This is a genomic window from Gracilibacillus oryzae (assembly GCF_009498735.1).
GTDB lineage: Bacteria > Bacillota > Bacilli > Bacillales > Amphibacillaceae > Gracilibacillus > Gracilibacillus oryzae.
The window spans coordinates 53917-77077 of record NZ_ML762434.1; the positions used below are offsets into that span (position 1 = coordinate 53917).

The window sequence follows — 23161 nt, forward strand, 5'->3', positions numbered from 1 at the left end:
ACAAAATATATTTTCCCTTCTTGATAAAATTATAAACTTGATTTTGTGTTATTTTTTTGTGAAAGGATTGTGTTCTTGCCTTGCTGTTAGCATTGGTTAAAATGAAAGAACTATACTTGTGTACTCCAGTTAATCATACAATGTTTAAAATATCCCGAACGAGGAAAATGTTCATTAAGGAGAGTGATAACATGAAACCAATTAAAGCATTATTTTTGAACACTTCATTAAAAAAATCTTCTGAATCCTCTAATACACAGGCGCTGGCAGATGAAGTTTTAGCAATCCTTTCAAAGGAACAGGCTGAAATAGAGACCATCAGGCTGGCGGATTATAATATCTCACTGGGAATTAGTCCTGATATGGGAGATGGAGATGAATGGCCCAAAATTTTCGAAAAAGTAAAGGAAGCGGACATTCTTATTATCGGTACACCAATCTGGCTAGGCGAAAAAAGCAGTCTGGCTACATTGGCAATTGAACGATTATATGGCAGCAGCAGTGAAACAAATGAGAAAGGACAATCCATCTTTTATAATAAAGTTGGCGGGGTTGTGGTGACTGGAAATGAAGATGGTGCCAAACATGCAGCAGGCTCTATTTTGTATGGTCTTTCGCACATTGGGTTTGTTATCCCGCCAAATGTGGATACGTACTGGGTTGGGGAAGCCGGACCTGGGCCTTCCTATATGGAAGGAGAAGGAGAAGAAAACTCGTTTACAAAACAGCATGTAGAAATGCTTGCATATAATACACTTCATCTTGCGAGGATTTTCAAGGAAAACCCTATTCCTGCTGAAGGGAATGTACAGGAGTAAACAGAAGATCCTCTAATCAAAATGCTGTAAAAAAACAGACTCCCCGCTCTGGAAGTCTGTTTTTGCTCTTCTATAAAATTTGTACTTCTGATCTATCTTTAGCTAAGACTTATAGGTTTTTATTTGATAAACAGCCGAGGATAAAAAATTCCCCGCCTCTTGTGAGCTGGAGATTTTATTTCTTCTTACGGATTTGTTGACCATAAACCAGCAGATTTAATAAATACTCTTGGATGCAATTTTAACTGGGCGATGATAAATTCTGCTAAGTCTTCTGGCTGCATGACTTTTTCCGGGTTTCCATCAGTCAAATTTTCCTTGTAAGCTAACTCTGTTGCGACAGTACTTGGAGTAAGAGCAGACACACGGATATTATGTTTACGTACTTCTAATGCAAGTGATTCTGTCAGACCAAGCACTCCAAACTTAGAAGCACTGTACGCACTTGTTACAGGGGCACCTTTTTGCCCTGCAGTGGAAGAAATGTTAATAATATCTCCGCCATTTTTGTCGATCAATTGCGGCAGGACAGCACGAGTAACATAGTAAACACCCATTAAATTGATATCAATAATATTTTTCCATTCTTCTGGTGAAAGGTCCAGGAACTTGCCGAATTTTCCTACTCCGGCATTATTGATTAGGATGTCTGTCGTACCTAGTGTGTCTTGCAATTTTTCAACAGCTGCATTCACCTGATCAATTGAAGATACATCTGCGGTTGCATAAGCTGCTTTCACACCCAATTCTTCTACTTCTTTAGCCACAATTTGCAAGTCCTGCTCCGAACGTGCAAGCAAACCAACATTTACCCCTTCTTTTGCTAATGCAATTGCAGTTGAACGGCCAATACCTTTCCCTGCACCAGTAACTAACGCCACCTTACCTTGTAATGATTGTGCCAATTTGTAAAACTCCCTCCGATATGTATCGTATCAGCAATATTATCTAACAAAATCGAAATTTAAGTCAAAAATTATGACTGAACTCTAGCAGTTTTGTACAGCATAGCCCAAAATAAACATTGATTTCCCCTGCTATAACTAAATGAGTATTTGTATTTATAATATATGACAATTAAGGATTATAAAAACAGTGTGATAGTTCAAATTACCTTGCAATAGATTACTAATATCATTACAATTAGGAAAAAGATAAAGTTTGAGAGAGAAAGGGGAAGATGATGAAAAAGGAAAGAAATACACTGATGCACTGGGTTGCTGGTGCTGTTATTTTACTTGCTGTTTTAGTGAATTTATTAGGCAGAAAGTTTCATTTGTTTGATTTTTCACATACAAGTGGCGATTTTGTTCCTGCAACGGAAATTGAGGCCCAATATGGGGAAATCCTTACAATACTTCTTGTTATTCCGATCGTCCTGTACTTGCTAAGTCTTATTTTATATCGCAATAATACCAATCATTCTTTTATTCCGTATATACTGGTACTAGCGCTGGCATTTGCGAGTATTAGCATCATATCAGGGGGAAGCGGAAGAGTTGAATTCCACTTTAGTATATTTATGGTGGTCGCTGCCGCAGGATATTATCAGAATATTAGGCTAATTTTTATGATGACCATCATTTTTGCTGCCCAGCATATTATCGGACTCATCTTTATCCCTGAAGTGGTTTTCGGTGTAGAGAGTTACATGTTTTCTATGTTTTTATGGCATGCTATCTTCCTAATTCTTACTTCAAGTGCTGTCAGCTGGCAAATATTCAGCGGGAAGAAGATTGAAACATATTATCAGGAGAAACAAGAGAACCAGCGTACAATTATAATTGAGGAGATTGTGGGCAGGCTTTCAACTACAACAGAGCAAATCTCATCAGTATCTGATACACTTTCCATTAATACAAAGAACTCCTATCATGAAAGTGGCAAATTAACAAGTGTGATATCAGATGTCTCCTCAAAGATAGAGCAGCAGCTGAACATAATGCAGGAGAACAGGAACACCATTACTCAGATCAATGATGGGATGAACAATATTCATATCACCGCCCGTACTGTTGCAGAGAATACCACTATTTCTGCAGAAGCGGCTCACAACGGAAGTGAATTGATTAAACAATTGTTACATCAAATAGAAGAAATAAATAATGATGTTGATCTTTCTTATGAAAAAATCAAAGAACTGCTGCAGCATTCTCAATCTATTGAAGGAATTATCAGTATCATTTCCGACATCGCAGATCAGACAAATTTACTGGCTTTAAATGCATCAATCGAAGCAGCCAGAGCTGGGGAGTCCGGAAAAGGATTTGCAGTGGTCGCTGATGAGGTTAGGAAACTTGCGGAACAATCTTTACACTCCTCAAAGGAGATTTCTAAACTAATCCAGACAATTTTATCAGAAACAGATCAATCTGCTGATTCCATGAAAAATGTGAAGAGTTCCACATCAGAAGGTCTAAAGATTGCCGAGAAGTCCAATGAAGTTTTCACCCATATTTCAGCAACAGCAAACAATGTAGCAGCACAGGTACAAAGTGTATCCTTGATTACCGAAGAATTAGCAAAGTCATCTTCACACGTAAATTCATCCATTCAGCAGATAACTGAATCAGCACATGCTTCATTTTCAGGTACAAAGGAAGGAATCCAATTTGCCAATCAGCAGCATGAAGTATCAGAAGCAGCATTCGACATTTCGCAAAAGTTGAACAAGTTAACGACAGAGTTAGAGGGTGTGATTTTGACGCTAAGAAGTGAAATGAAGTAGAATTCTCCTGATATGCTGTATCAAGGATTAAGGTCCGGCAGGGTACTCATTCACACACCAGCCGGAACTCCTCTAACTCATCTCTACTATCTGTCTTCCCTTCTTTCCATAACAGATATTCATTTGCATCTTGATCATAACAAGTAAATATTGTGCTTCATCACTTGGTTGATTCGGGACAGTCATAATTGAAAACAACTATATATGCTGAATATCAATCAACAATTTTTTCTCAATTTTGTAAAGCTTCCTTGTTGAACATTCTATATTGAGCAGTTTGAACAAGAATTTAACGGGATACATAAGGGATAAGACTTCGTTCTATTGACTAACGCTTTAAAGGAGAGATGATTATTATACAGCTCTGCTTACGTCCTCTGGTAAATGGATTGTTTTAATAGAGTGAGATGGTCCGTTTTGGCACATTACTGTTTATCGTATTATGGTATAATAAAGTAAGACTTTAATTGAGGTATTACAACGAATATAGCGCTGTGATAAGAGTAAGCAATACATATATAAATTACCCGCTGCGGGTTAGTGATGAGAGGGTTCCTAAGCAGTATCGGCTATTGAATCCATAGACCTCTCCAGTCACATTTGCCAGGCATAAAAAGGCTTATATTTTCAAATGATCCATTAAATGGACAATTGAAGTTATCAAAAGCAAACATCCATACTTTGCTCTCATACTTAAGCATTCAGCACCAAGACTTCCGGTGAATGAAAGGATTTCAAAATTCGAAAGGGTGCAATTAAAAATGGGTCCCATCATAGAAAGAGGGTAATAATATGAGGCCTAAACTTTTCATCATACTGTTCTTCACAATGATATTACAAGCATGCGGAACCACTAATGAAAGCGTTATAAAAACACAGCAAGGGAAATTAGACTTAACCGAATGGAATCAGGATGATGAATTAATCCCATTATACGGAGAGTGGGAGTTTTACTGGAACCAACTATTAGAGCCCGAAGACTTTTCTGGCGGGTCTGTGAATGATGAGGCACAAATGATTGATCTACCCGCCATTTGGAATACCCATACTTTAAATGGACAGCTATTACCCAGTGATGGTTATGCTACTTTCCGATTACACATCTCCATACCAGACTTAGATGATGTATTGGGATTGCAGCTGCCTATAATGTATTCTGCCAATAAGTTATGGGTGGATAATCAACTGATTGCAGAAAATGGACAAGTCGGTAAGAATAGGCGAACGAGCGTACCTGAAAAGCATCCTCAAGTGGCATATTTTTGGCCCAAAGATCATACGTTTACGATTACCTTGCAAATTTCCAATTACCATCATATCAACGGGGGAATGCTTGATCCTATTATTCTTGGAACCTCTCAAAACATAAATGTCAGCAATGTAAAAGAAATTATCTTTCAATCCTTTTTAATTGGATTTTTAGTGTTAGCTGGCATTTATCACATCGGGCTGGGTTTCTTTAGAAAAGTGGAGCCATTTTTCTATTATTTCGGAATACTCTGTTTAGTGGCTGCTTTTCGCTATTTAATGGTAGGTGATGTATTCTTTATCAAGCTGTTTCCAGGTATCCCCTGGGAGCTTGCTAATAAATTAGATTATATTAGTTTGTATACTCATGTACCCTTATTAGCCATGGTACTCTATCGCCTTTTTCCTAAGGAGAGCTATAGATGGTTTACGAAAGTGACGATTATCGTTACGATTTTTTACGATTTCCTCACATTATTTACCAATTCGAAAACCTATTTGTTATTTGAAGTATATTTTCATCTTTTTATGATTATATGTGTAGGTTATAGTTTGGTGGTTGTCATAAAATCACTGAAAAGCAAGCATGAGGAAAGATACTATCTGTTAACAGGGATTACATTCTTAATGGTTACCATTCTATTAGATATATCCGCGGCATTCCTCCGCTTACCTGAGGTGGATGTGTATCCTGTCGGGATTGTGTTTTTAGTCATATGTTTTTCTTTGGTTATTTCGAGAAGAATATCGACTTCCTTAGATCTCTCTAAAAACTTAGCGAAAGACTTAGCTCAATTAAACAGCGGACTGGAAGCTAAAGTGGAAGAACGGACACTGCAATTACAGCAATCGAATAGAAAGCTTGAGGAATTAAACGATAAACTTAAAAGCATGGCTTTGATTGATGGGCTGACAAATATACCGAATCGAAGGCAATTTGATGAGTATTTTAAAGAACAATACACTATTTGTGCGAAAGAAAATATACCACTTTCCATCTTGTTCTTAGATATCGATTATTTTAAAAATTATAACGATTGGTATGGCCACCAAAAGGGAGATGAATGTCTGATTCAAGTAGCCCATGTATTGGATAAGCAGATTAATGCGTTACCCAATGGATTAGCAGCCAGATACGGCGGGGAGGAATTTGTCTGTCTCATCCCGGAGGCAGATCAAGCTGAAGCACAGCGAATAGCTAAAAACATCAATCAGCAAATTGAGCAATTAAAAATCCCGCACGAAAAATCGCCTGTTTCCAACTATGTCACCAGCAGTGTCGGGTTATATACTGCTATTCCCCAAATACAGATTGATTTAAATACTGCTTTAAAGCAAGCAGATAAAGCGTTATACCAAGCAAAAGCTGCAGGAAGAAATCAAGTAGCATCCTGTAGTACTATCTAACATGCGTACATTCACTCACCTGTTATGCTTCCTGGAGGTGAGGAATGTACGCTTTCTAATTTTGAGGGTTCATTCACAATAATAAATTTTGAACAAAATCAAGTGCAACAATGTTATGTAAAATGTGACGCTATTCTGACTAACTTATAAAAATTAGTCTATTGTATCTCTTTTAGTGGCAGTGATATGTTCTCTTATATCTTGTAAAGCATCGTACATTTTAAACATTAAAATCAATAATTCACAATAAATCCGTACAACAAGTGGCCCGATAATAATCATTAAAAGTCCAGTAAAAACTTGAAATCCACCACCATAGAACGAAGAAAAACCTGCAATCATTGTTCCCAAACCAGAAATAACCGTTATTGCTACCCCAATCCAGAAGACCACTTTAATAATAGTTGGTGTGATCATCTTATCAAAACTTAAGAATTTCTGTATCAAATTAATCAACTCCATTTTTTTCATTATATACACATTGTTACACTTGATTTTATTGATTAATTTAACTTTCTTCAGGTTTTGAATAAATTATATAATCAGCTTTTCTGTTTGCAGCTTGCCTGGTTCTCTTCACCATTTTTCATAATACAAATATTCTACAAAATTTTCAACTATTTGGTACTTTTATACATCTTATACATTAATTTTTCCAATTTTATTATGTTTGTTACAATTTTTTACATAAATTCTAAATTACTGATATAATGAATGAAAAAAGATAAGAAAGGTGAAGAAAATGGATTTATTCGCTTATATCATTATAACTGTTGCCAGTAGTTTTCTATATTTTGTTCCTAGTATTCTAGCATTTATGAAAAATAAGCCAAACAGAAACAGAATCATTCTTATTAACTTTTTTTTAGGATGGACGATATTCGGCTGGGCAGCGGCACTCTATTTAGTATGGAAAAATAATCACGGAAAAGTAAGTTTCTGAACTCTTATCGCAATATACTTGTCTGGGCTTTTTTGTTGTTTTCATTCACTCATTATTTACGGTTAGCGCTCTAATAAATGGTGCCTGTTCCTTTGCGAAAATATAGGGAGCAGGCACCTTTTTTTTAAAAAATTATCTGATAATTTTCATTTACAGCATTGACTTTCCCCTCACCACCCATTATCATTAATAATGATAATCATTATCAATTAACTATATTACATAAAAGGGATGGAGATCTAAATGAGGATAGAAGGAAAGTTAAGGTTAAGCGCTTTATTTATCTTTGCCATAATGAGTGCAGCATTGATCGGCTGTTCATCAGATAATGCAGAATCAGCGGCAACTGATAATAATTCATCAGATTCAGAGGAAGAGGAATCAACTGAAACAGCAGAAACAACTGAATCTGAAGAAGCTGATTCAAATTATCCAATCGTTATTGAACATGCTTTTGGTGAGACAGTCATTGAAAGCAAGCCTGAACGTGTAGCGACAATTCAGTGGGCTAATCATGATGTGGTCCTTGCATTAGGTGTTGTACCTGTTGGTTTTTCTGCAGCTAATTACGGTGTACAGGATGACAGCGGCCTTTTGCCATGGACAAAGGAAAAGCTTGACGAGCTGGGTATCGAGGATCCGAATATTTATCAGGATACAGATGGACTGGATTTTGAGGCTATTTCTGACTCTAACCCCGATGTTATTCTTGCCGCATACTCTGGAATTACTCAAGAAGACTATGACCTTCTTAGTCAAATCGCAAAGGTTGTTCCATATCAGGACGGTCCTTGGGTAACTACTTGGCGTGATCAGGTATTGTTAAATGCAAAAGGAATGGGTATGGAAGAGGAAGGAAGACAACTGATCGAAGATACGGAAGAATTAGTCCAGGAAAAAGCAAGTGAATATCCGGAGATGAAAGGAAAGAAAGTTGTCTGGGTTAACTTCTCAGCAGATGATATGTCGAAATTACATCTTTACACACATACAGATCCACGTGGCGCCTTCCTGATTGAGCTTGGAATGGAATATCCGGAAAGTGTAAAGAATGCAATCACAGATGAGTCTAAATTCTCGTTACAATTAAGTGCGGAAAATGCAGATATTCTGAATGATGCAGATATTATCATTGGCTATGGGGATGAGAACTTGTATCAGGCAGTCAAAGCAGATCCTCTACTTGGCAAAATTCCAGCAATTGAAAGAGGATCTGTTGTCTTTATCGGTAACAATACAGCATTGGCGGCTGCCGGAAATCCTAACCCGCTTGCGATAGAATATACCATCGATGAATACTTAAATTTAATTGGAGAAGCCATCAGTAAGATCGATGAGTAATAGAATAGTAGTAAAAAATCAACGAAATGACTATCTTCCGCAACATTTAACAAAGGTACTTGTAATCAGTTTGATTCTGCTGGTTGTTTGCATTGCTGCATCTCTTGCTTTTGGCTCACGAACAGTAGGATGGAACGGTTTGATAGATGGATTATTTTATCCAGAAGTAGATTCCTATGATGCTAGTGTTGTCCGTCAGAGAATCAGCCGAACCATCTTCAGTTTATTTTGCGGGGTGGCACTTGGGGTGTCTGGGGCATTAATGCAAGCAGTCACCCGTAACCCGATAGCTGATCCCAGCATTCTGGGAGTGAACACTGGCGCTTCTTTATTTGTTGTTAGCGGTATAGCATTTTTCCATATCACTACAGCCAATCAATACATATGGTTTGCACTGGCTGGCGCTGTGATCACAGCGATTTTTGTATTCGGAATCGGGTCAATGGGGCGTGGTGGTGCTACGCCTCTTAAACTTGTATTGGCAGGAGCTGCGACAACTGCGGCATTGTCTTCTCTTGTTATGGCAATTATGATCCCAAAGTCTTCGGTGATGGATCAGTTTCGCTTCTGGCAAGTCGGCAGTGTAGGATCAGCAAGCTGGCATTCGATTTCTACTTTTCTCCCATTTTTAATTATCGGGCTTGCTGCAGGTATTATTTCCGCCTCTGCCCTTAATGCACTGGCACTTGGGGATGAGGTTGCTACAGGACTTGGAGTAAGGACAGGAGTATGGAGACTTGTGGCTGCATTTGCCGGTGTGCTTTTGTGTGGTGCCACTACTGCACTTGCCGGGCCAATTGGTTTTGTAGGACTGTTAGCAACACATGTTATCCGTCTTGTGCTGGGCGGTGACCAACGTTTTATCATCCCAATATCAGCAGTAACTGGTGCCATTATTTTAACTTTTTCTGATGTGATCGGCAGGCTCCTCGGGAGTCCTGGAGAGCTTGAAGTTGGTGTTGTTACAGCATTTACAGGTGCACCGATCCTGATCATATTAGCAATGAAAGCGAAAGTGCGTGCATTATGAAAAATCAATCGATAAATTTTATTAAAGAAGGTATACAAAAAAGACGTATTCGCTGGATCCTGGTCACAAGTATCCTGACTGTACTTGCCTGCATTCTCGCCTGTGCTATGCTTTTACTTGGAAACACGTTCTATCCTGTCCAGGATGTGATCCAGGCTCTTTCAGGTGAGCAGATTCAAGGAGTATCTTTTGCTGTCAGTACATTGCGCCTGCCAAGAATGCTTGCAGGGCTTTTTGCCGGGTTTGCATTTGGTGCTGGTGGGTACATCTTTCAGACACTGCTGCGAAATCCGCTGGCAAATCCGAATGTAATCGGAATAACTGCAGGTTCAAGTGCTGCAGCCGTTTTTTGCATTGTTATTCTACATACAAGCTATGCGGTTGTTTCCATTGCAGCAGTAGTTGCAGGGCTTGTGACCGTTCTGATCATTTACCTGTTAGCAAAAGGGAGCAGTTTCTCTATTGGGCGGATCATCTTGGTTGGTATCGGCATTCAGGCAATGCTGAATGCATTTATTTCCTATATCCTGCTGATTGGCGATGAGCAGGATATCCCTTCAGCAATGAGATGGCTTAGCGGCAGCTTGAACGGCTCACAAATGGAGGAGCTTCCTTCACTGATGATAACTGTCCTCCTCTTTTCTCCTGTCCTTGTCCTGCTGGGAAAACGGCTCAACATGCTGGAGCTCGGGGAACAGGCAGCAACTTCACTTGGTGTCCATACAGACAAGACGAGAATTGCACTCATTTTAGCCTCTGTTTGTATGATTGCGATCGCTACAGCAACGACAGGACCAATTGCGTTCGTTGCATTTCTTTCAGGGCCGATTGCGACAAGACTTGCAGGGGCCGGCTTTTCCAATATCATTCCGGCAGGGCTTGTTGGAGTGAACTTAGTCTTGGCATCTGATCTTATTGGACAATTTGCATTTGAAGTCAGATTTCCAGTAGGAATTATCACAGGATTACTCGGAGCTCCCTATTTGATCTACTTGTTAATCCGAATGAATCGAAAGGGAGATTTATAATGAAACAAACACATCTTTTTCAAGCAGAGAATATTGTTGCAGGCTATGAGAAAAAAGTGATCATCCATGATGTTAGTCTGGAAATTCCGCCAAATGAAATAAGTGTCATTATTGGGGCGAATGGTTCCGGGAAATCAACATTGCTGAAAACATTGGCAAGACTGATTAAGCCGGTATCAGGAAATATCACCCTTGATGGCAAGCCTATCAGTAAGTTTCCGCCAAAACAGCTGGCACGTGTTTTAGGATTATTGCCTCAATCGCCGGTTGTGCCTGAAGGAATCTCTGTTGCCGATCTGGTTGGACGAGGGAGATTTCCGCACCAATCCCTTTTTGCAGGATGGACTGATAAAGATTATCAAGCAGTGGCAGAGGCAATGGATATTATGAATATCACGCAATTTTCCAATCGCAGTATTGACGAGCTTTCCGGCGGGCAGCGTCAGCGGGTGTGGATTGCGATGGCACTGGCACAGCAAACGGATATTTTGTTTCTTGATGAACCGACAACTTTTCTTGATATTACCTACCAGGTCGAAATTCTTGATCTGTTAACAGACCTTAACCGAAAATATGGCACGACAATTGTGATGGTGCTTCATGATATTAACCTTTCTGCACGATATGCTGACAATATGTTTGCCCTTCATGAAGGCAAGCTGGTAGCAGAAGGCGCACCATCAGAAGTTATTACAGAGACAATGATTCAAGACATTTTCGGTCTGCATTGCATGGTTGTAGATGATCCTGTATCTGGTTCTCCTTCAGTTGTGCCGATAGGGAGGTATCATGGGAATGGTGATCTTGTATCAAAATAGCTTTCATACATTGCCGTAATGCCAAAAGATAAAACGATTCTTTTGGCATTACGGCTTCAATTTATATGCTTAGGTAAATTAGAAAAGGTGTAGTATTAATTAACACCCAAATAATCCTCATAAGCATTCTGGTTAATCTCTACATATCGCTCAACACCTAATGATTCAAGACCTGCCAGATAATCATCCCAATCATCTTCAAGGCTCAGTTCTCCTGTTATAAATTGAACAGAGCTCTGCTCCACATTATCCAATATATTTGTTTCCAATGTAGACATCTCGTCCTGTACATCTTCCGGATACCAGATTGCCCAGAAAGGGAATACCTCATCAGGTTCCTTTCCTTCATAAAGGTAAGTTGCTTCTTGAAGGCGTCGTTCAAAACCTTCATCTGTGTAAATGTCTTCGGCTTGTACCCAGCCATCTCTGTATTCTCTTGGCTGGAAGTATTGCGCACTTGCACCCCAAGAATTATTAGTAGACTCTTCTTGGTATAACTGTTTTAAGATCGGTTCTACTTCTTCATTTATAGCAACATCTCCTTCTGCAGGTTTTGCCCAGTCTTCCCCTTCCACGCCAAAATGAGCTCGAGTGGACCCTTCTTCTGTGAACATATAATCTAATAATTTTATCGCTTTTATCTGCGCTTCCTCACTTGCCTTATTTGTAATGGCAAATGTAGCTCCCTGAACAACTGGATAATAATAGGATGCATATTGTTGATGCGGTCCTTTCAATGGAGCCACTGGATCATAAGCATCTCGATTCTCATTATTCGTAAATTCCCATGGGTGGATAGATGTAGCTGCACCGAGAATCATTTCTGAATTATTACCTAATTGCAAGAAGGCATCACTATTTTGAGTGAACGCGCCAGGATCAATCAGCCCTTCATCATATAACGATTTGATATAAGCTAATCCTTCCTTCCACTCTGCTTTATTTGCAACAAATTCAACTTTTCCATCATTGATCATAAGCTTTGAGTCCACATCATCGTAAATAAAACCATTCATCAAAAAGGGGATGATCGAATGCTGTGGTAATGCAACTGATCCGCTTAAAGGAACTTCATCTGCTTTTCCGTTCCCATTTGGATCTTGTTCTGCAAATGCAGTTAATACATTTTTAAATTCTTCATGTGTTGTTGGCATTTCTAAATTCAGCTTCTCCAGCCAATCTGTATTAATCCACATTTTATTAGGCCATGTACAATGGAAACATTCTTCCAGTTGGGGAACGCCGTAAATATTTCCATCAGGCGCAACCGTAATATTATGGAACTCCTCGTATTCTTCAAATACCTTCTGCAGATTTGGTGCATGTTCCTCAATCAAGTCATTTAATGGGATTAATACGCCTTGTTTTCCGTATTTCAGTAAATCACTTGCAGTAAATTGATCCACCCACTCAATAAGAAAGAATACATCTGGGTAATCACCACTTGCCAATGAAATTTGGCGCCGCTCTTTAGCGGCTGCCCCATCCCAAGACGTTGTTTCAAATTCAAAGTCAATTCCAAATTCCTCTTCTGCAAGTTCTGTAAAAGAATTTGTTTCCAAATCAATGGTGTCTCCCTCAGGCATAAATACCGTCATTTTTGTTGCTCCATCTGTACTTTCTTCTTCCTGAGAAGCTTCCTCATCCGAGTTACATGCACTTAATAGTACGATTAGAAATAAGGAAACTATCAACATTCTCCACTTTTTTGCCTTCATTTTACTTCTCCCCTTTTCAGATATTTTCATTTATAATCTGGACCCTGGAAATAATATCTCCTTCACCTCCTTAATCAGCTGCATTAACCCTTAACGGAGCCAATCAGCATCCCCTTCACAAAATACTTTTGAGCAAAAGGATAGATAATAAGTACAGGTAAACTTGATATCACAATAAGAGAATATTTCATTAAGTTTGCCAGCTGTTCTCTTCTTTGTTGTTCAGCGATATCCATATTCGCTCCAGAATCGCTCTGTGTGATTAAGAATTCTCTAAGCTCCAGCTGCAGTGGAAATAGCTCTTCTGTCTTCAGAAAGATCATCGCATCAAAGTAGCTGTTCCATTGAAAAACGGCATACATTAACGCAAGCACTGCAATAATCGGCTTTGACAGCGGCAACACTACATACCATAAAAATTTCAAACTGTTGCATCCATCCATCTCACTTGCTTCCACAAGCTCTTCCGGTACACTTGTCTGAAAAAATGTCCTCGCAATGATAACCTGCCAAACCGCTATCACCTTCGGGATCAGAATCGCCCATGGTGTATCTAACATACCTAATTTTTGAACTACTAAATATTCTGGTATAAGTCCTCCAGAAAACAGCATAGTGAATAGGATAAAAAACATGAGAAAAGTTTTCCCATAAAATGATTTTCTTGATAATGGATAAGCAAATATTACCGTTAATACTACCGCCAGAACCGTATACCCTATTGTATAAAGGATAGAATTTCTAAAACCTCTCAGAACATCAGAATTCGTTAAAACTTCGGTATATCCTGCTAACGAAAAGTCAACAGGCCATAACCATACTTGACCTGAAGTCACCGCTTCCGGGCTGCTGAAAGAAGCACTCACAATATAGATCAAGGGATATAATATGACGATTAAACCAAGCGAAAGAAATGCATAAATAATGATTAAAAAAATTCTGTCCCCAAATGATTCACGAATGGTGCTATTATTACTGCTCATAAAACCCCTCCCTTTTACCATAATCCATTTCCAGAAATTCGTTTGGCTACAGCGTTCACAATGACTAATAAGATCAAATTCACGATCGAATTAAATAATCCGACAGCTGTACTGAAACTGAAATTGGCATTGATAATCCCCATTTTGTATACATAAGTCTGCAGGATTTCTGAAGTACTTAAATTCAAAGGATTTTGTAATAAATATACTTTCTCAAAACCTATTGCCATTAGATTGCCTACACTAAGCACCAATAGAATGACAATCGCCGGCATTATGCCTGGAATATCTACATTCCATATTCTCTGGAGCCGTGATGCGCCATCCATTTTGGCTGCTTCATATTGCTGTCTGTCCACACCGGCAAGCGCAGCAAGATAGATAATGGCAGAATAACCAGTTAATTGCCACGCATCAGACCATACAAAGATCGAGCGGAACATATCAGCATTTCCTAGGAAATTAATCGAATCAAATCCTAACAATTCTGCAAAGGAATTGATAATACCTGTTCTCGGTGACAGCATAAGAATAATCATCGAGACGATAACTACTGTGGAAATAAAATATGGTGCATAAGTAAACAATTGAACAGATCGTTTAAATACTCCATCTTTTATTTCATTTAAAGCAAGTGCCAGGATAATAGGAAGTGGAAATGTCACAGCCAGCTGGTACAAACTCAAAAACAATGTATTCCTTATCAGATCCCATGCCACAGGATTATTAAAGAAGTTTTCAAAATGCTTGAAGCCTGCCCATGGGCTGCCTAATATGCCTTCAACCACGTTATAGTCTTTAAATGCAATTATCGCTCCTGCCATAGGGATATATTTGAAAATAATAAAATACAGTACTGGCGGGATGATTAACAAATATAACTGCCAATATTTTCGAAAACTTTTTTTAGCGAGCTGCCATTGTGTTACTTTCCCCCTTTTATTAAGCGGCCTTAATTTTTGATTCATTTCTAATGTGGGCTTCAGTATAACCCCTCCTTTTTCGTAACAATATTTATCCACTCCTCCAAAAACAAGAAAACGCTTACAAATAAATTATCATGGTTACATTACGTTGGAAACAGACAAATCAATTCTTCAGGTACAATATTGGAAAACCTGCACATGACAGAAAAGGTACATTCCTAATCTAGAGGTACAAATCTGCAACCCCTTGGTATAACAGAGTTTTAAAGCATTCTTTATGTTTATTCCCACTTTATTCAGGGCAATAAAAATAAAGAATGCCTGTGACTAACAAAAGGTCACAGGCATTTTTCTCATTTATCCAATGAATTCCGAAATTGCGTTGGTGTCACATTATTCATTCTTTTAAATGCCCGCCTAAAGGAATGGGCACTGTTGTACCCAACCTTTTCAGAAATTTCATTCACAGTATAATTGGTATTTTCCAAGAGATTTAGAGACTCATCTATTCTGATTTTTTCGAGGTATTCATAAATATATTCACCTGTCTCTTCTTTGAATAGTTGTGTCATATATTTCTCAGGCCGTCCAAATTGTTCTGCTATGGAATAGATAGTTAAATCAGCATTAGGATAAGTGTTTTCCAAGAATTCCCTAATATCATTTACCAGTGAATCATTTGATTTTTGTCGCTCCTTATTCACTTTTTGACAATAGTAATCAATAAAATCCATCATAAGACTTTTTGTTTTGAGTAAATCCTCTGAAACTTGAATACTTGCAAGTTTCTTTAGAGCATACTCAGCTTTGTCTGGAAAAATATATTGATCCAATGATTTCAAAAACGTACCTTTTACTTCATAGAGAAACTGTTCCAGCATATCTGCTGGCAAACATCTTTTATCAATATTCTCAGAAAATAGCTCAGAGATTATTTTTTTCGCTTCATCCGCTTCCCCATCTTTTAAATTCTTTAGCAGCCTGAATTCATACTCTAAAGGATAATAAAGCACTGCTGTCTCCTTCATCACATCATCATACCAATGAACTTTACACGTTTCAGTGTGAAGAACAGCATATTCAATCGCTTGTTTTGCTTCATGATAGGATCGGCTAATTTCTGAAAAAGTCTCAAATCGATGCCCTGCTCCGACCTTTAACATGATCCGGTATTCCTTGTATAGATAAGCTTGTAATGACTGGAACATTTTTTCAATATTGTCTGTAAACTTTTCCTGTCCCTGTTCATCGATGAAAATATAGACTAATTTGTCGGAATTGACATTTGTTAAATAGAAATTGTTATCATGTTTCTTTGATTCCTCATGAATAACCAGTCTAATTGCCTGCAGCTCTTCATATATATCTTTGCTCATCAGTTCTTCATAACCCTCTATTTTCAAAACAATCACATTGCCTTTATTTGTGGACAGTTCTATATTTGCCAGTCTTGCAAACTCGAATAAATTTTCATCTTTCTCTGTCATTTCTCCCGAAAGCAGCTGCTTCAGAAAGGCATCTTTTATAAGGGGAACTTGTTCTGCAATCTGCAGTTGCAAATCGGTTTTCGCTGCAATCAGCTTAGAAATATTGCCATGCAGAAAATCATACTCATTATTCGACTCTGTTCCTGTGTATTCCTTTAATGTTTTGACTAACTTGGTAATCGGACGGCTGTTTCGGTAGGCAAAGAACAAACAAATGACAAATCCTAAAATGAGTGTACCAATTGTCACAAACCAGGTGATATATTTGATTGGTGCCGCCTGCCTTGTTAACGCACTACTGGGAATACCGGCAACATATGTCCAATTGTTTCTCTCTGATTCAATCGAAATAAGCAGTGTCCCATCATCCAAATATGTTTGATTATTATCTGTCGAAAGTGGCGGGAGTTTCTGAATATCAGCTTCCTCTATCCCATTTGAAGTGATAATATTACGGTCATTATCCATCACAAATACCCATCCTCCAAATTGCATCGAGATACCGTTTAAAAGCTTGTTTATTTTATCTGTATCAATCGGAATGACGAGCGATCCATTATAATTTGAAAAGCTGTTCATCGGCAATGGCTGCATATACGTAATTACATCCTTTACCTCTTCACCATTGACAAATTCTTTGCTAGGTAAGATCTGTCGTGGACCTTCCAGAACCGTTTGCTTCCATTCAGTCACTGTGAGATTGGTATAATGATATTGCTGGTAGAAGTGATCTGGACGGAAATATACAGATCCTGGTACCATAACCAGATCCATTCTTCGAAAATATATATAGAAACCTTCCAAAAATTCATTCGTAACAGAAATCGGGGATATTTCTTCCGACAATTGTTTTACACTTGATACAATTCGGGTTTTCTCTGTCACGTTTTTATTAAGCAATGTATTTAGATCATTGTTGGAGGCAATTTGTCTAACGAATCGATCGAGTTCATCCATCCTCTGTTCTAATATCGTTTTACCTTGTTGCAGGATTTGCGTACTATTGATAATAGAATATTTCTCAGCAGTCTTTATCGAAACATGATAGGTAATAAAACCGGCAAGTAACGGGATCATTAAGATAATAAGATAAGAAAGAAAATAACGCCTGAACAACTTTGACGATCCTATCCGATTCAAAATTAACCTCTCCTCCAATCTCCAAAAATGAAAGAGCCGAAATCGTTAGTCCCGTTTCGGCTTTACTTCTCATTATCTGATTAATCCAACTGAATTTTAAATACTACTGGCTTGTCACTGCTGACTTCATTTGTTTCGATTTGCATACCCTGTTCTGTTCGCTCCCATTTAGGCTGCTCCTCATAGCCCAGTATGGTTACATCTTTGATAATCCCATGGAAGTTTGGCAGTTTGCTTGCATCCTGTTCTGCAAGCGACTTTATCGTAACTTTACCGTTTTCAGGGTATTGTAATACAGCTGCATATAAATAAGAGCCATTTACGGTAAAACGGATATCTTCTGCTGTGAAACTTTTCGACTTACTATCTGTAAACTGACCTTCTTCAATTTTGGTAGGGCCCTCACCTGCTTCACGCCATACTTTGCTGCCATATATCGCTTCACCATTCACTTTAAGCCATTCACCAATCTCCAGTAGAATATCTTTATCTTCTTCAGGGATTGTTCCATCTGCTTTCGGTCCAACATTTAATAATAATGTACCATTCTTACTCACTATATCTACGAGATCACAAATAATCTCATTTGCTTTTTTATAGTCATTATTTTCTGTATAACACCACGAATTTTTTGCAACAGAAGTATCGGTTTGCCAAAAGTATGGCTTCTGTTCAGCAAATTGACCTCTCTCAATATCAACTACTGCTGTGCCAAACATAAAAGCATCATGCTTATAATTAATCGCAACATCTATCCCCCATTCTTCGGCTCTGTTGTAATAGTAAGCTGCAAACTTTTTCAGATATGGCTTTACAGCATTGTGCTGGATCCACCAGTCGAAATAAACGATCCTAGGCTGATAGTTGTCAACAATTTCACATGTCCGGATTAACCAGTCTTCCAGAAATTCTTCAGAAGGGGAAGGACTGTGTAAATCATGATGGCCTGGCTCTGGCATTGCCGGCCAATAAAAATCTCCTCGTTCTAATGGTTCTTTAATATCACTGTCAAATTCTTTCCCATGCCCCATAAAGAACCAATGTTCAACGCGGTGAGAAGATGCACATAAAGCGATATTATGCCTACTCAGCGAACTTCCCAATTCTCCAAGGACGTCTCTTTTCGGCCCCATATTATATGCATTGAATTCCGATAGATCACTTTTATACATTTGAAAGCCGTCATGATGCTCGGCAACAGGCATAACATAGCGCGCTCCGGCATCTTTAAACAATTGAGCCCACTCATCTGGATTAAATTTATTTGCCTCAAACATGGGGATAAAATCTTTGTAGCCAAAATCCTTATGGGCGCCATAATTTTCAAGGTGATGGTCATATTCCTTTGAGCCTTGAATATACATGTTCCTTGAATACCATTCACTCCCAAATGCTGGTACAGAATAAACGCCCCAGTGGATGAAAATTCCGAACTTTGCATCTCTGTACCAATCTGCCAGCTTGTATTTAGATAAAGAATCCCAATTATCTTTGAATGTTCCTTCCGCAATTACTTTGTCAATTTCCTTAAGATACTCCTTCATATTCGCACGATTCGTCATTTTATCTCCCTCCAATGTATACGGTTTCATTTAATCAGACTGTATTCTGTATTCGGCGTTTATCATGCCCACTCTTCTCTTCCACTTTTCCATGTTTGATTGTGGACAGGTTGCAGAATCTCCAAGACCTGATGCAAAAGTTCTTCATTGATTGGCTCTTCCGTCCATTGTATATTTTTTGAGATATTTTTTTCACTTGCTGTACTTACAAGGGTTGTAGGAATTTTTTCATTCTGAACACTATATTGAATAGCCAGTTTTGCCAAGTCTTCCCCCTGCTCTTCACAAAATGCTGCTGCTTGTTTACATACGGTTATAATTTCCTTATCTGCAGGGTGCCAATCTGCAACCGAGCGGGAATTTAATAATCCCATCGATATTGGTGAAGCATTGATGAGACCAACTTCTTTCTCCTCAAGTAAGGGAAGAAGCGACAATAGCGATGTATCATTAAGTGAATAATGGCAATATGATAAAATCACATCCAATTCTGTCACTTGAAGCACTTTTTCAAATACGGTAAGTGGCAGCCCTGACACACCGAAATAACGTACTTTCCCTTCTTGCTTGAGTTGCTGCAATGCTGGTATTCCTTCTTCAATCACTTGGTTGTAAGATCCGAATTCGATATCATGCAGCAAAAGTATATCAACATAATCTGTGTTTAGCCTCTGCAAGCTTTCTTCTAAGCTATTTATCAAACTGGTCTTAGAAAAATCAAATTCATTTTCACCAATGCGCCCGCCCTTTGTCGATAAAATAAACTGGTCACGCGGCACATTTTTAATCGCCTTTCCTAATACTGTTTCTGCTTTTGTCAGACCATAATATGGCGATACATCGATTAAATTTATCCCTTGATCCAAGGCACTGTGAACCGTTCTGATTCCTTCGCTCTCGTTAATGTCCCGAAACACAGATCCAAGAGAAGAAGCTCCATAACTTAGTATCGAGACATCTAAATCTGTTTGACCCAATCTTCTATATTGCATGAAATCCCTCCTCTATATATGGCATTTTAATTGATAGAAGTCACTGGCGTTCCGGCCAAAAAATAACTGCTTCTCTTCTTCCGTGAGATAATCCGGCAATGCTTTCTCGGCAAGTTCAACGACTTCATCATAGCTGGCCGATAAGAGACACACAGGCCAATCACTGCCATACATGATTCTGTTTGTTCCAAATACCTTTATAATATGATGAACATATGGAACAAAGTCAGCGAGTTTCCAATTGTTATGTGCCGCTTCTGTTACCATCCCTGAAACTTTGCAATAAATCGATGGATGTTCAGCTATTTCTTCCATTTGTTTTTTCCATGGCTCACGGATACCATTTTTGATATCTGGCTTTGCAATATGATCAATAACACCTCTGAATGTCGCTTTTTCAAGGAGTTGAACGACAGCAGAAAGCTGACCTGAATGAACTAATATATCTACCGGAAGGTCCAGTTCACCAAAATACCGGAAAGCATCGATATATTCCTGTGTTAAGATGATCCTTTCATCAGGCATATCCTGGATCATCACTCGTATGCCAACAAACTTAGGATGCTGCAAAAATCTATCAAGCTGCTTTTTATAATCTGGATTCTCCAAGAATATCCAGCCTACAACACCTGCGATCGTATCAGTTTGATCACTCTGGGAAAGAAGAAATTCTGTTTCTTCCACAGTAGGCGCTGCCTGCACAACAATGGTTTTATCTACATTATTTTTTTCCAAATGCGGGATTAAGTGCTCTGGAAAAAAGTCGCGGTACAATGTCGGGATTTCCGGTGTAATCCAGCCATAATCATTACGGCTAATTTTCCAGTAATGTTGATGTGCATCAATTCGCATCGTCCATCCTCCTCTTGCTATGTTGTCACAACACCTTTTTTCAGAATTATATTGGCATAAAGAGCACGTTCACTTGTTGTCACAATGGCATATGCTTTTTTTGCTCGTTCATAAAAAGCAAACCGCTCTACCTCTTCAAATGCAGCTGGCTCTGAAGCATTATCTGCTACTATCGCTTTGTAATCATCCCAAATCGGTGTTTTCACTGTATCTCCCGGAACTACTTGCATCAGGGCAATTGGATAATCTGCATAACTGTCTAAAGGAAACAATGGCAAGATTGCTTCCAACAGCTCTGTTGTTCCGCTCCCATCACAACGCACCACTCGTTCCCCATGACTTGCTGACGGGAAATTCCCGTCAGCTATGACAATCTCGTCACCATGTCCCATTTCCATGAGAATTTTCAATAGATCAGGGGAAATGATTGGTGAGATACCTTTTAACATTTGCTATCCCTCCATCCTGATTATATTTTTACAGTTCTACCATTGCTTTAATTATACCTGCGTCCGGCTGGATCCATTTATCAAATGTATTGATTACATGATCAAATGTTGTCCTGTTTGTAATATAGTCTTTCACTGCCAGATTTCCATTTTGGATAAATCGCAGGACATATTCAAAATCTTTCTTTGTTGCATTTCTGCTCGCTAATAGGGTCAGTTCTTTGGCATGGAAATCTGGATCAAAGAAAGTAATATCATCCTTCACCAGTCCTACATATACCAGTTTTCCGCCGTGTGCCGGATAGTGGAACGCCTGATTCATTGATTGACGATTTCCTGTTGCATCAAATACAATTGCTGGCATATCCCCATTGGTGATCTCTCTTATTGATTGTTCCGGTGATTCTAATGCATTGACGATATTATCCACCCCAGCCCATTCCCGGCAAAATGTCAGTCTTTTCTGATCAATATCCATTGCAATAACTGTTGCACCCTCTTGCTTGGCAAACAGCATGACACCCAAACCAATCGGCCCTGATCCGATCACAAGCACATGATCGCCTTTTTGAATGCCTGAACGTCTGATTGCATGGGCCCCGATACTGAGTGGTTCTATCACAGCGGTTTCATCTAAGGATAGCCCATTTGTCTTGATGAGATGATCGACTGGTACAGCTAATTGCTCACACATGCCGCCATCCAGATGTACACCAAGCACCTTCATCTGTGTGCAGCAATTCGTTTTGCCTGATTTACATGCAGCACACTTTCCACATTCCAGATAGGGAATAATCGTAACCTGATCACCTTTTTTTATAGAAGAAGTGCTTTCTTCAATCCAGTCTATAATCCCTGCCAGTTCATGTCCTAAAACTCTCGGATAGTGGAAAAATGGCTGATTTCCTTTAAATGCATGAATATCTGTTCCACAGATGCCGATACGTTTTATCCTGATAATGGCTTCCCCACTATTGGCAACAGGGGCTTCTGTATTTTTCTTTGTTAAACTTCCTGGCTCCTCACACACTATCATTTGCATTCCAGAAGTCCACCCCCTTCCATCACAATTACCCTCATCATATCAGTTGAAAAAGGAAATAATAATTGCCTTTTTTGCTGTTTTTATACTCATTTTTGATATTTTCAACTATTTATATAACGGCCCATATACAGAGCAGGCACGATAATCTGCTCCTTCTGGATTCTCTGTTCCAAACATATTCCACGCACTTGGCCGGAATATGGATTCTGGAGCGACATTATGCATATTAACAGGAATTCTTACCATCGATGCGAGTGTAATTAAATCTGCGCCAACATGCCCATAAGTCATCGAGCAATGATTCGCTCCCCAGTTATTCATAACGGTATAAACATCCCGGAATGCCCCTGTTCCCGTAAGATTCGGCACAAACCATGTTGTCGGCCAAGTAGGATCTGTGCGATCATTTAATTGTTGATGTACATTTTCTGGCAACTCCACCGTGTAACCTTCTGCAATTTGCAGGACAGGACCTAAACCTTTCACGAGGTTTACTCTTGCAATAGTGACAGGCATATCACCTTTTGTCAGAAAATTGCTGGAGAATCCGCCGCCCCGAAAATATTCCGTGTTAGCAGGACGCCATTGGGTCGCCTTAAGACATTTCTCTGCTTCTTCTTCCGTTATATCCCAGAATGGCTTCATT

19 protein-coding genes and 1 pseudogene are annotated in these 23161 nt (G+C 38.9%); 8 read left to right on the top strand and 12 right to left on the bottom strand.

Annotation, left to right across the window (positions count from 1 at the left end; all coding sequences use genetic code 11):
- The first annotated feature begins 191 nt into the window (after positions 1–191).
- A complete protein-coding gene (locus tag F9U64_RS14040; protein WP_153404799.1) occupies positions 192–818 on the top strand; it encodes a flavodoxin family protein in 627 nt (208 codons plus the stop codon).
- A 185-nt stretch (positions 819–1003) separates the two neighbouring features.
- Here the strand turns inward: F9U64_RS14040 and F9U64_RS14045 are convergent, their stop codons facing one another.
- Entirely contained in the window at positions 1004–1723 is a 720-nt protein-coding gene (locus F9U64_RS14045) for a 3-ketoacyl-ACP reductase (protein ID WP_153404801.1), read from the bottom strand.
- A 278-nt stretch (positions 1724–2001) separates the two neighbouring features.
- Between F9U64_RS14045 and F9U64_RS14050 the strand changes: the two genes are divergently transcribed.
- Together F9U64_RS14050 and F9U64_RS14055 are read left to right on the top strand one after the other, a co-directional pair.
- Positions 2002–3546 carry a methyl-accepting chemotaxis protein gene (locus F9U64_RS14050; RefSeq protein ID WP_194287379.1) on the top strand — a complete coding sequence of 515 codons (1545 nt, stop codon included), beginning with the start codon at positions 2002–2004 and terminating at the stop codon, positions 3544–3546.
- A gap of 792 nt (positions 3547–4338) precedes the next feature.
- Positions 4339–6201, top strand: coding sequence for a sensor domain-containing diguanylate cyclase (locus F9U64_RS14055; protein WP_153404807.1), 1863 nt, complete (start codon positions 4339–4341; stop codon positions 6199–6201).
- 153 nt (positions 6202–6354) lie between these two features.
- On the opposite strand, the gene F9U64_RS14060 is transcribed toward F9U64_RS14055, so the two are convergent.
- On the bottom strand, positions 6355–6648 hold the full coding sequence (locus F9U64_RS14060) for a DUF4282 domain-containing protein (RefSeq protein WP_228275731.1): 294 nt from the start codon (positions 6646–6648) through the stop codon (positions 6355–6357).
- 295 nt (positions 6649–6943) lie between these two features.
- On the opposite strand from F9U64_RS14060, the gene F9U64_RS14065 reads away from it, so the two are divergent.
- From F9U64_RS14065 to F9U64_RS14085, 5 genes are all read left to right on the top strand, one after another.
- Positions 6944–7144, top strand: a complete 201-nt coding sequence (locus F9U64_RS14065) for a superinfection immunity protein (protein WP_153404810.1) — start codon at positions 6944–6946, stop codon at positions 7142–7144.
- 243 nt (positions 7145–7387) lie between these two features.
- Positions 7388–8485: an iron-siderophore ABC transporter substrate-binding protein gene (locus F9U64_RS14070; protein ID WP_153404812.1), complete on the top strand. Its 1098-nt coding sequence runs from the start codon at positions 7388–7390 to the stop codon at positions 8483–8485.
- Complete coding sequence (locus F9U64_RS14075) at positions 8478–9515, top strand: FecCD family ABC transporter permease (protein WP_153404815.1); 1038 nt, start codon at positions 8478–8480, stop codon at positions 9513–9515. The genes F9U64_RS14070 and F9U64_RS14075 overlap by 8 nt, the downstream gene beginning before the upstream one ends.
- Positions 9512–10543, top strand: a complete 1032-nt coding sequence (locus F9U64_RS14080) for a FecCD family ABC transporter permease (protein ID WP_153404818.1) — start codon at positions 9512–9514, stop codon at positions 10541–10543. Before F9U64_RS14075 ends, F9U64_RS14080 begins: the two co-directional genes overlap by 4 nt.
- Entirely contained in the window at positions 10543–11361 is an 819-nt protein-coding gene (locus F9U64_RS14085; RefSeq protein WP_153404821.1) for an ABC transporter ATP-binding protein, read from the top strand. Before F9U64_RS14080 ends, F9U64_RS14085 begins: the two co-directional genes overlap by 1 nt.
- 95 nt (positions 11362–11456) lie before the next feature.
- Here the strand turns inward: F9U64_RS14085 and F9U64_RS14090 are convergent, their stop codons facing one another.
- The 10 genes and pseudogenes from F9U64_RS14090 to fucI form a co-directional block, all read right to left on the bottom strand.
- Positions 11457–13079 carry an extracellular solute-binding protein gene (locus F9U64_RS14090; protein ID WP_153404824.1) on the bottom strand — a complete coding sequence of 541 codons (1623 nt, stop codon included), beginning with the start codon at positions 13077–13079 and terminating at the stop codon, positions 11457–11459.
- Positions 13080–13162: 83 nt separating this feature from the next.
- Positions 13163–14062, bottom strand: coding sequence for a carbohydrate ABC transporter permease (locus F9U64_RS14095; RefSeq protein ID WP_153404827.1), 900 nt, complete (start codon positions 14060–14062; stop codon positions 13163–13165).
- A gap of 14 nt (positions 14063–14076) precedes the next feature.
- Positions 14077–15030, bottom strand: coding sequence for an ABC transporter permease (locus F9U64_RS14100; protein ID WP_153404985.1), 954 nt, complete (start codon positions 15028–15030; stop codon positions 14077–14079).
- A gap of 311 nt (positions 15031–15341) precedes the next feature.
- The gene (locus tag F9U64_RS14105; RefSeq protein ID WP_153404830.1) at positions 15342–17615 is read right to left on the bottom strand and encodes a helix-turn-helix domain-containing protein; all 2274 of its coding nucleotides are present in this window, start codon (positions 17613–17615) and stop codon (positions 15342–15344) included.
- Between the two features lie 80 nt (positions 17616–17695).
- Positions 17696–19177: an alpha-L-fucosidase gene (locus F9U64_RS14110; protein WP_153404832.1), complete on the bottom strand. Its 1482-nt coding sequence runs from the start codon at positions 19175–19177 to the stop codon at positions 17696–17698.
- 62 nt (positions 19178–19239) lie between these two features.
- Positions 19240–20169 carry an aldo/keto reductase gene (locus F9U64_RS14115; protein ID WP_153404835.1) on the bottom strand — a complete coding sequence of 310 codons (930 nt, stop codon included), beginning with the start codon at positions 20167–20169 and terminating at the stop codon, positions 19240–19242.
- A gap of 12 nt (positions 20170–20181) precedes the next feature.
- On the bottom strand, positions 20182–21021 hold the full coding sequence (locus F9U64_RS14120) for an amidohydrolase family protein (protein WP_153404837.1): 840 nt from the start codon (positions 21019–21021) through the stop codon (positions 20182–20184).
- A 17-nt stretch (positions 21022–21038) separates the two neighbouring features.
- On the bottom strand, positions 21039–21470 hold the full coding sequence (fucU, locus tag F9U64_RS14125; RefSeq protein WP_153404840.1) for an L-fucose mutarotase: 432 nt from the start codon (positions 21468–21470) through the stop codon (positions 21039–21041).
- 28 nt (positions 21471–21498) lie between these two features.
- Positions 21499–22512, bottom strand: coding sequence for a zinc-binding alcohol dehydrogenase family protein (locus F9U64_RS14130; RefSeq protein WP_153404843.1), 1014 nt, complete (start codon positions 22510–22512; stop codon positions 21499–21501).
- A gap of 108 nt (positions 22513–22620) precedes the next feature.
- Positions 22621–23161 (bottom strand): annotated as a pseudogene (gene fucI / locus F9U64_RS23070) (L-fucose isomerase); the annotation flags it as partial.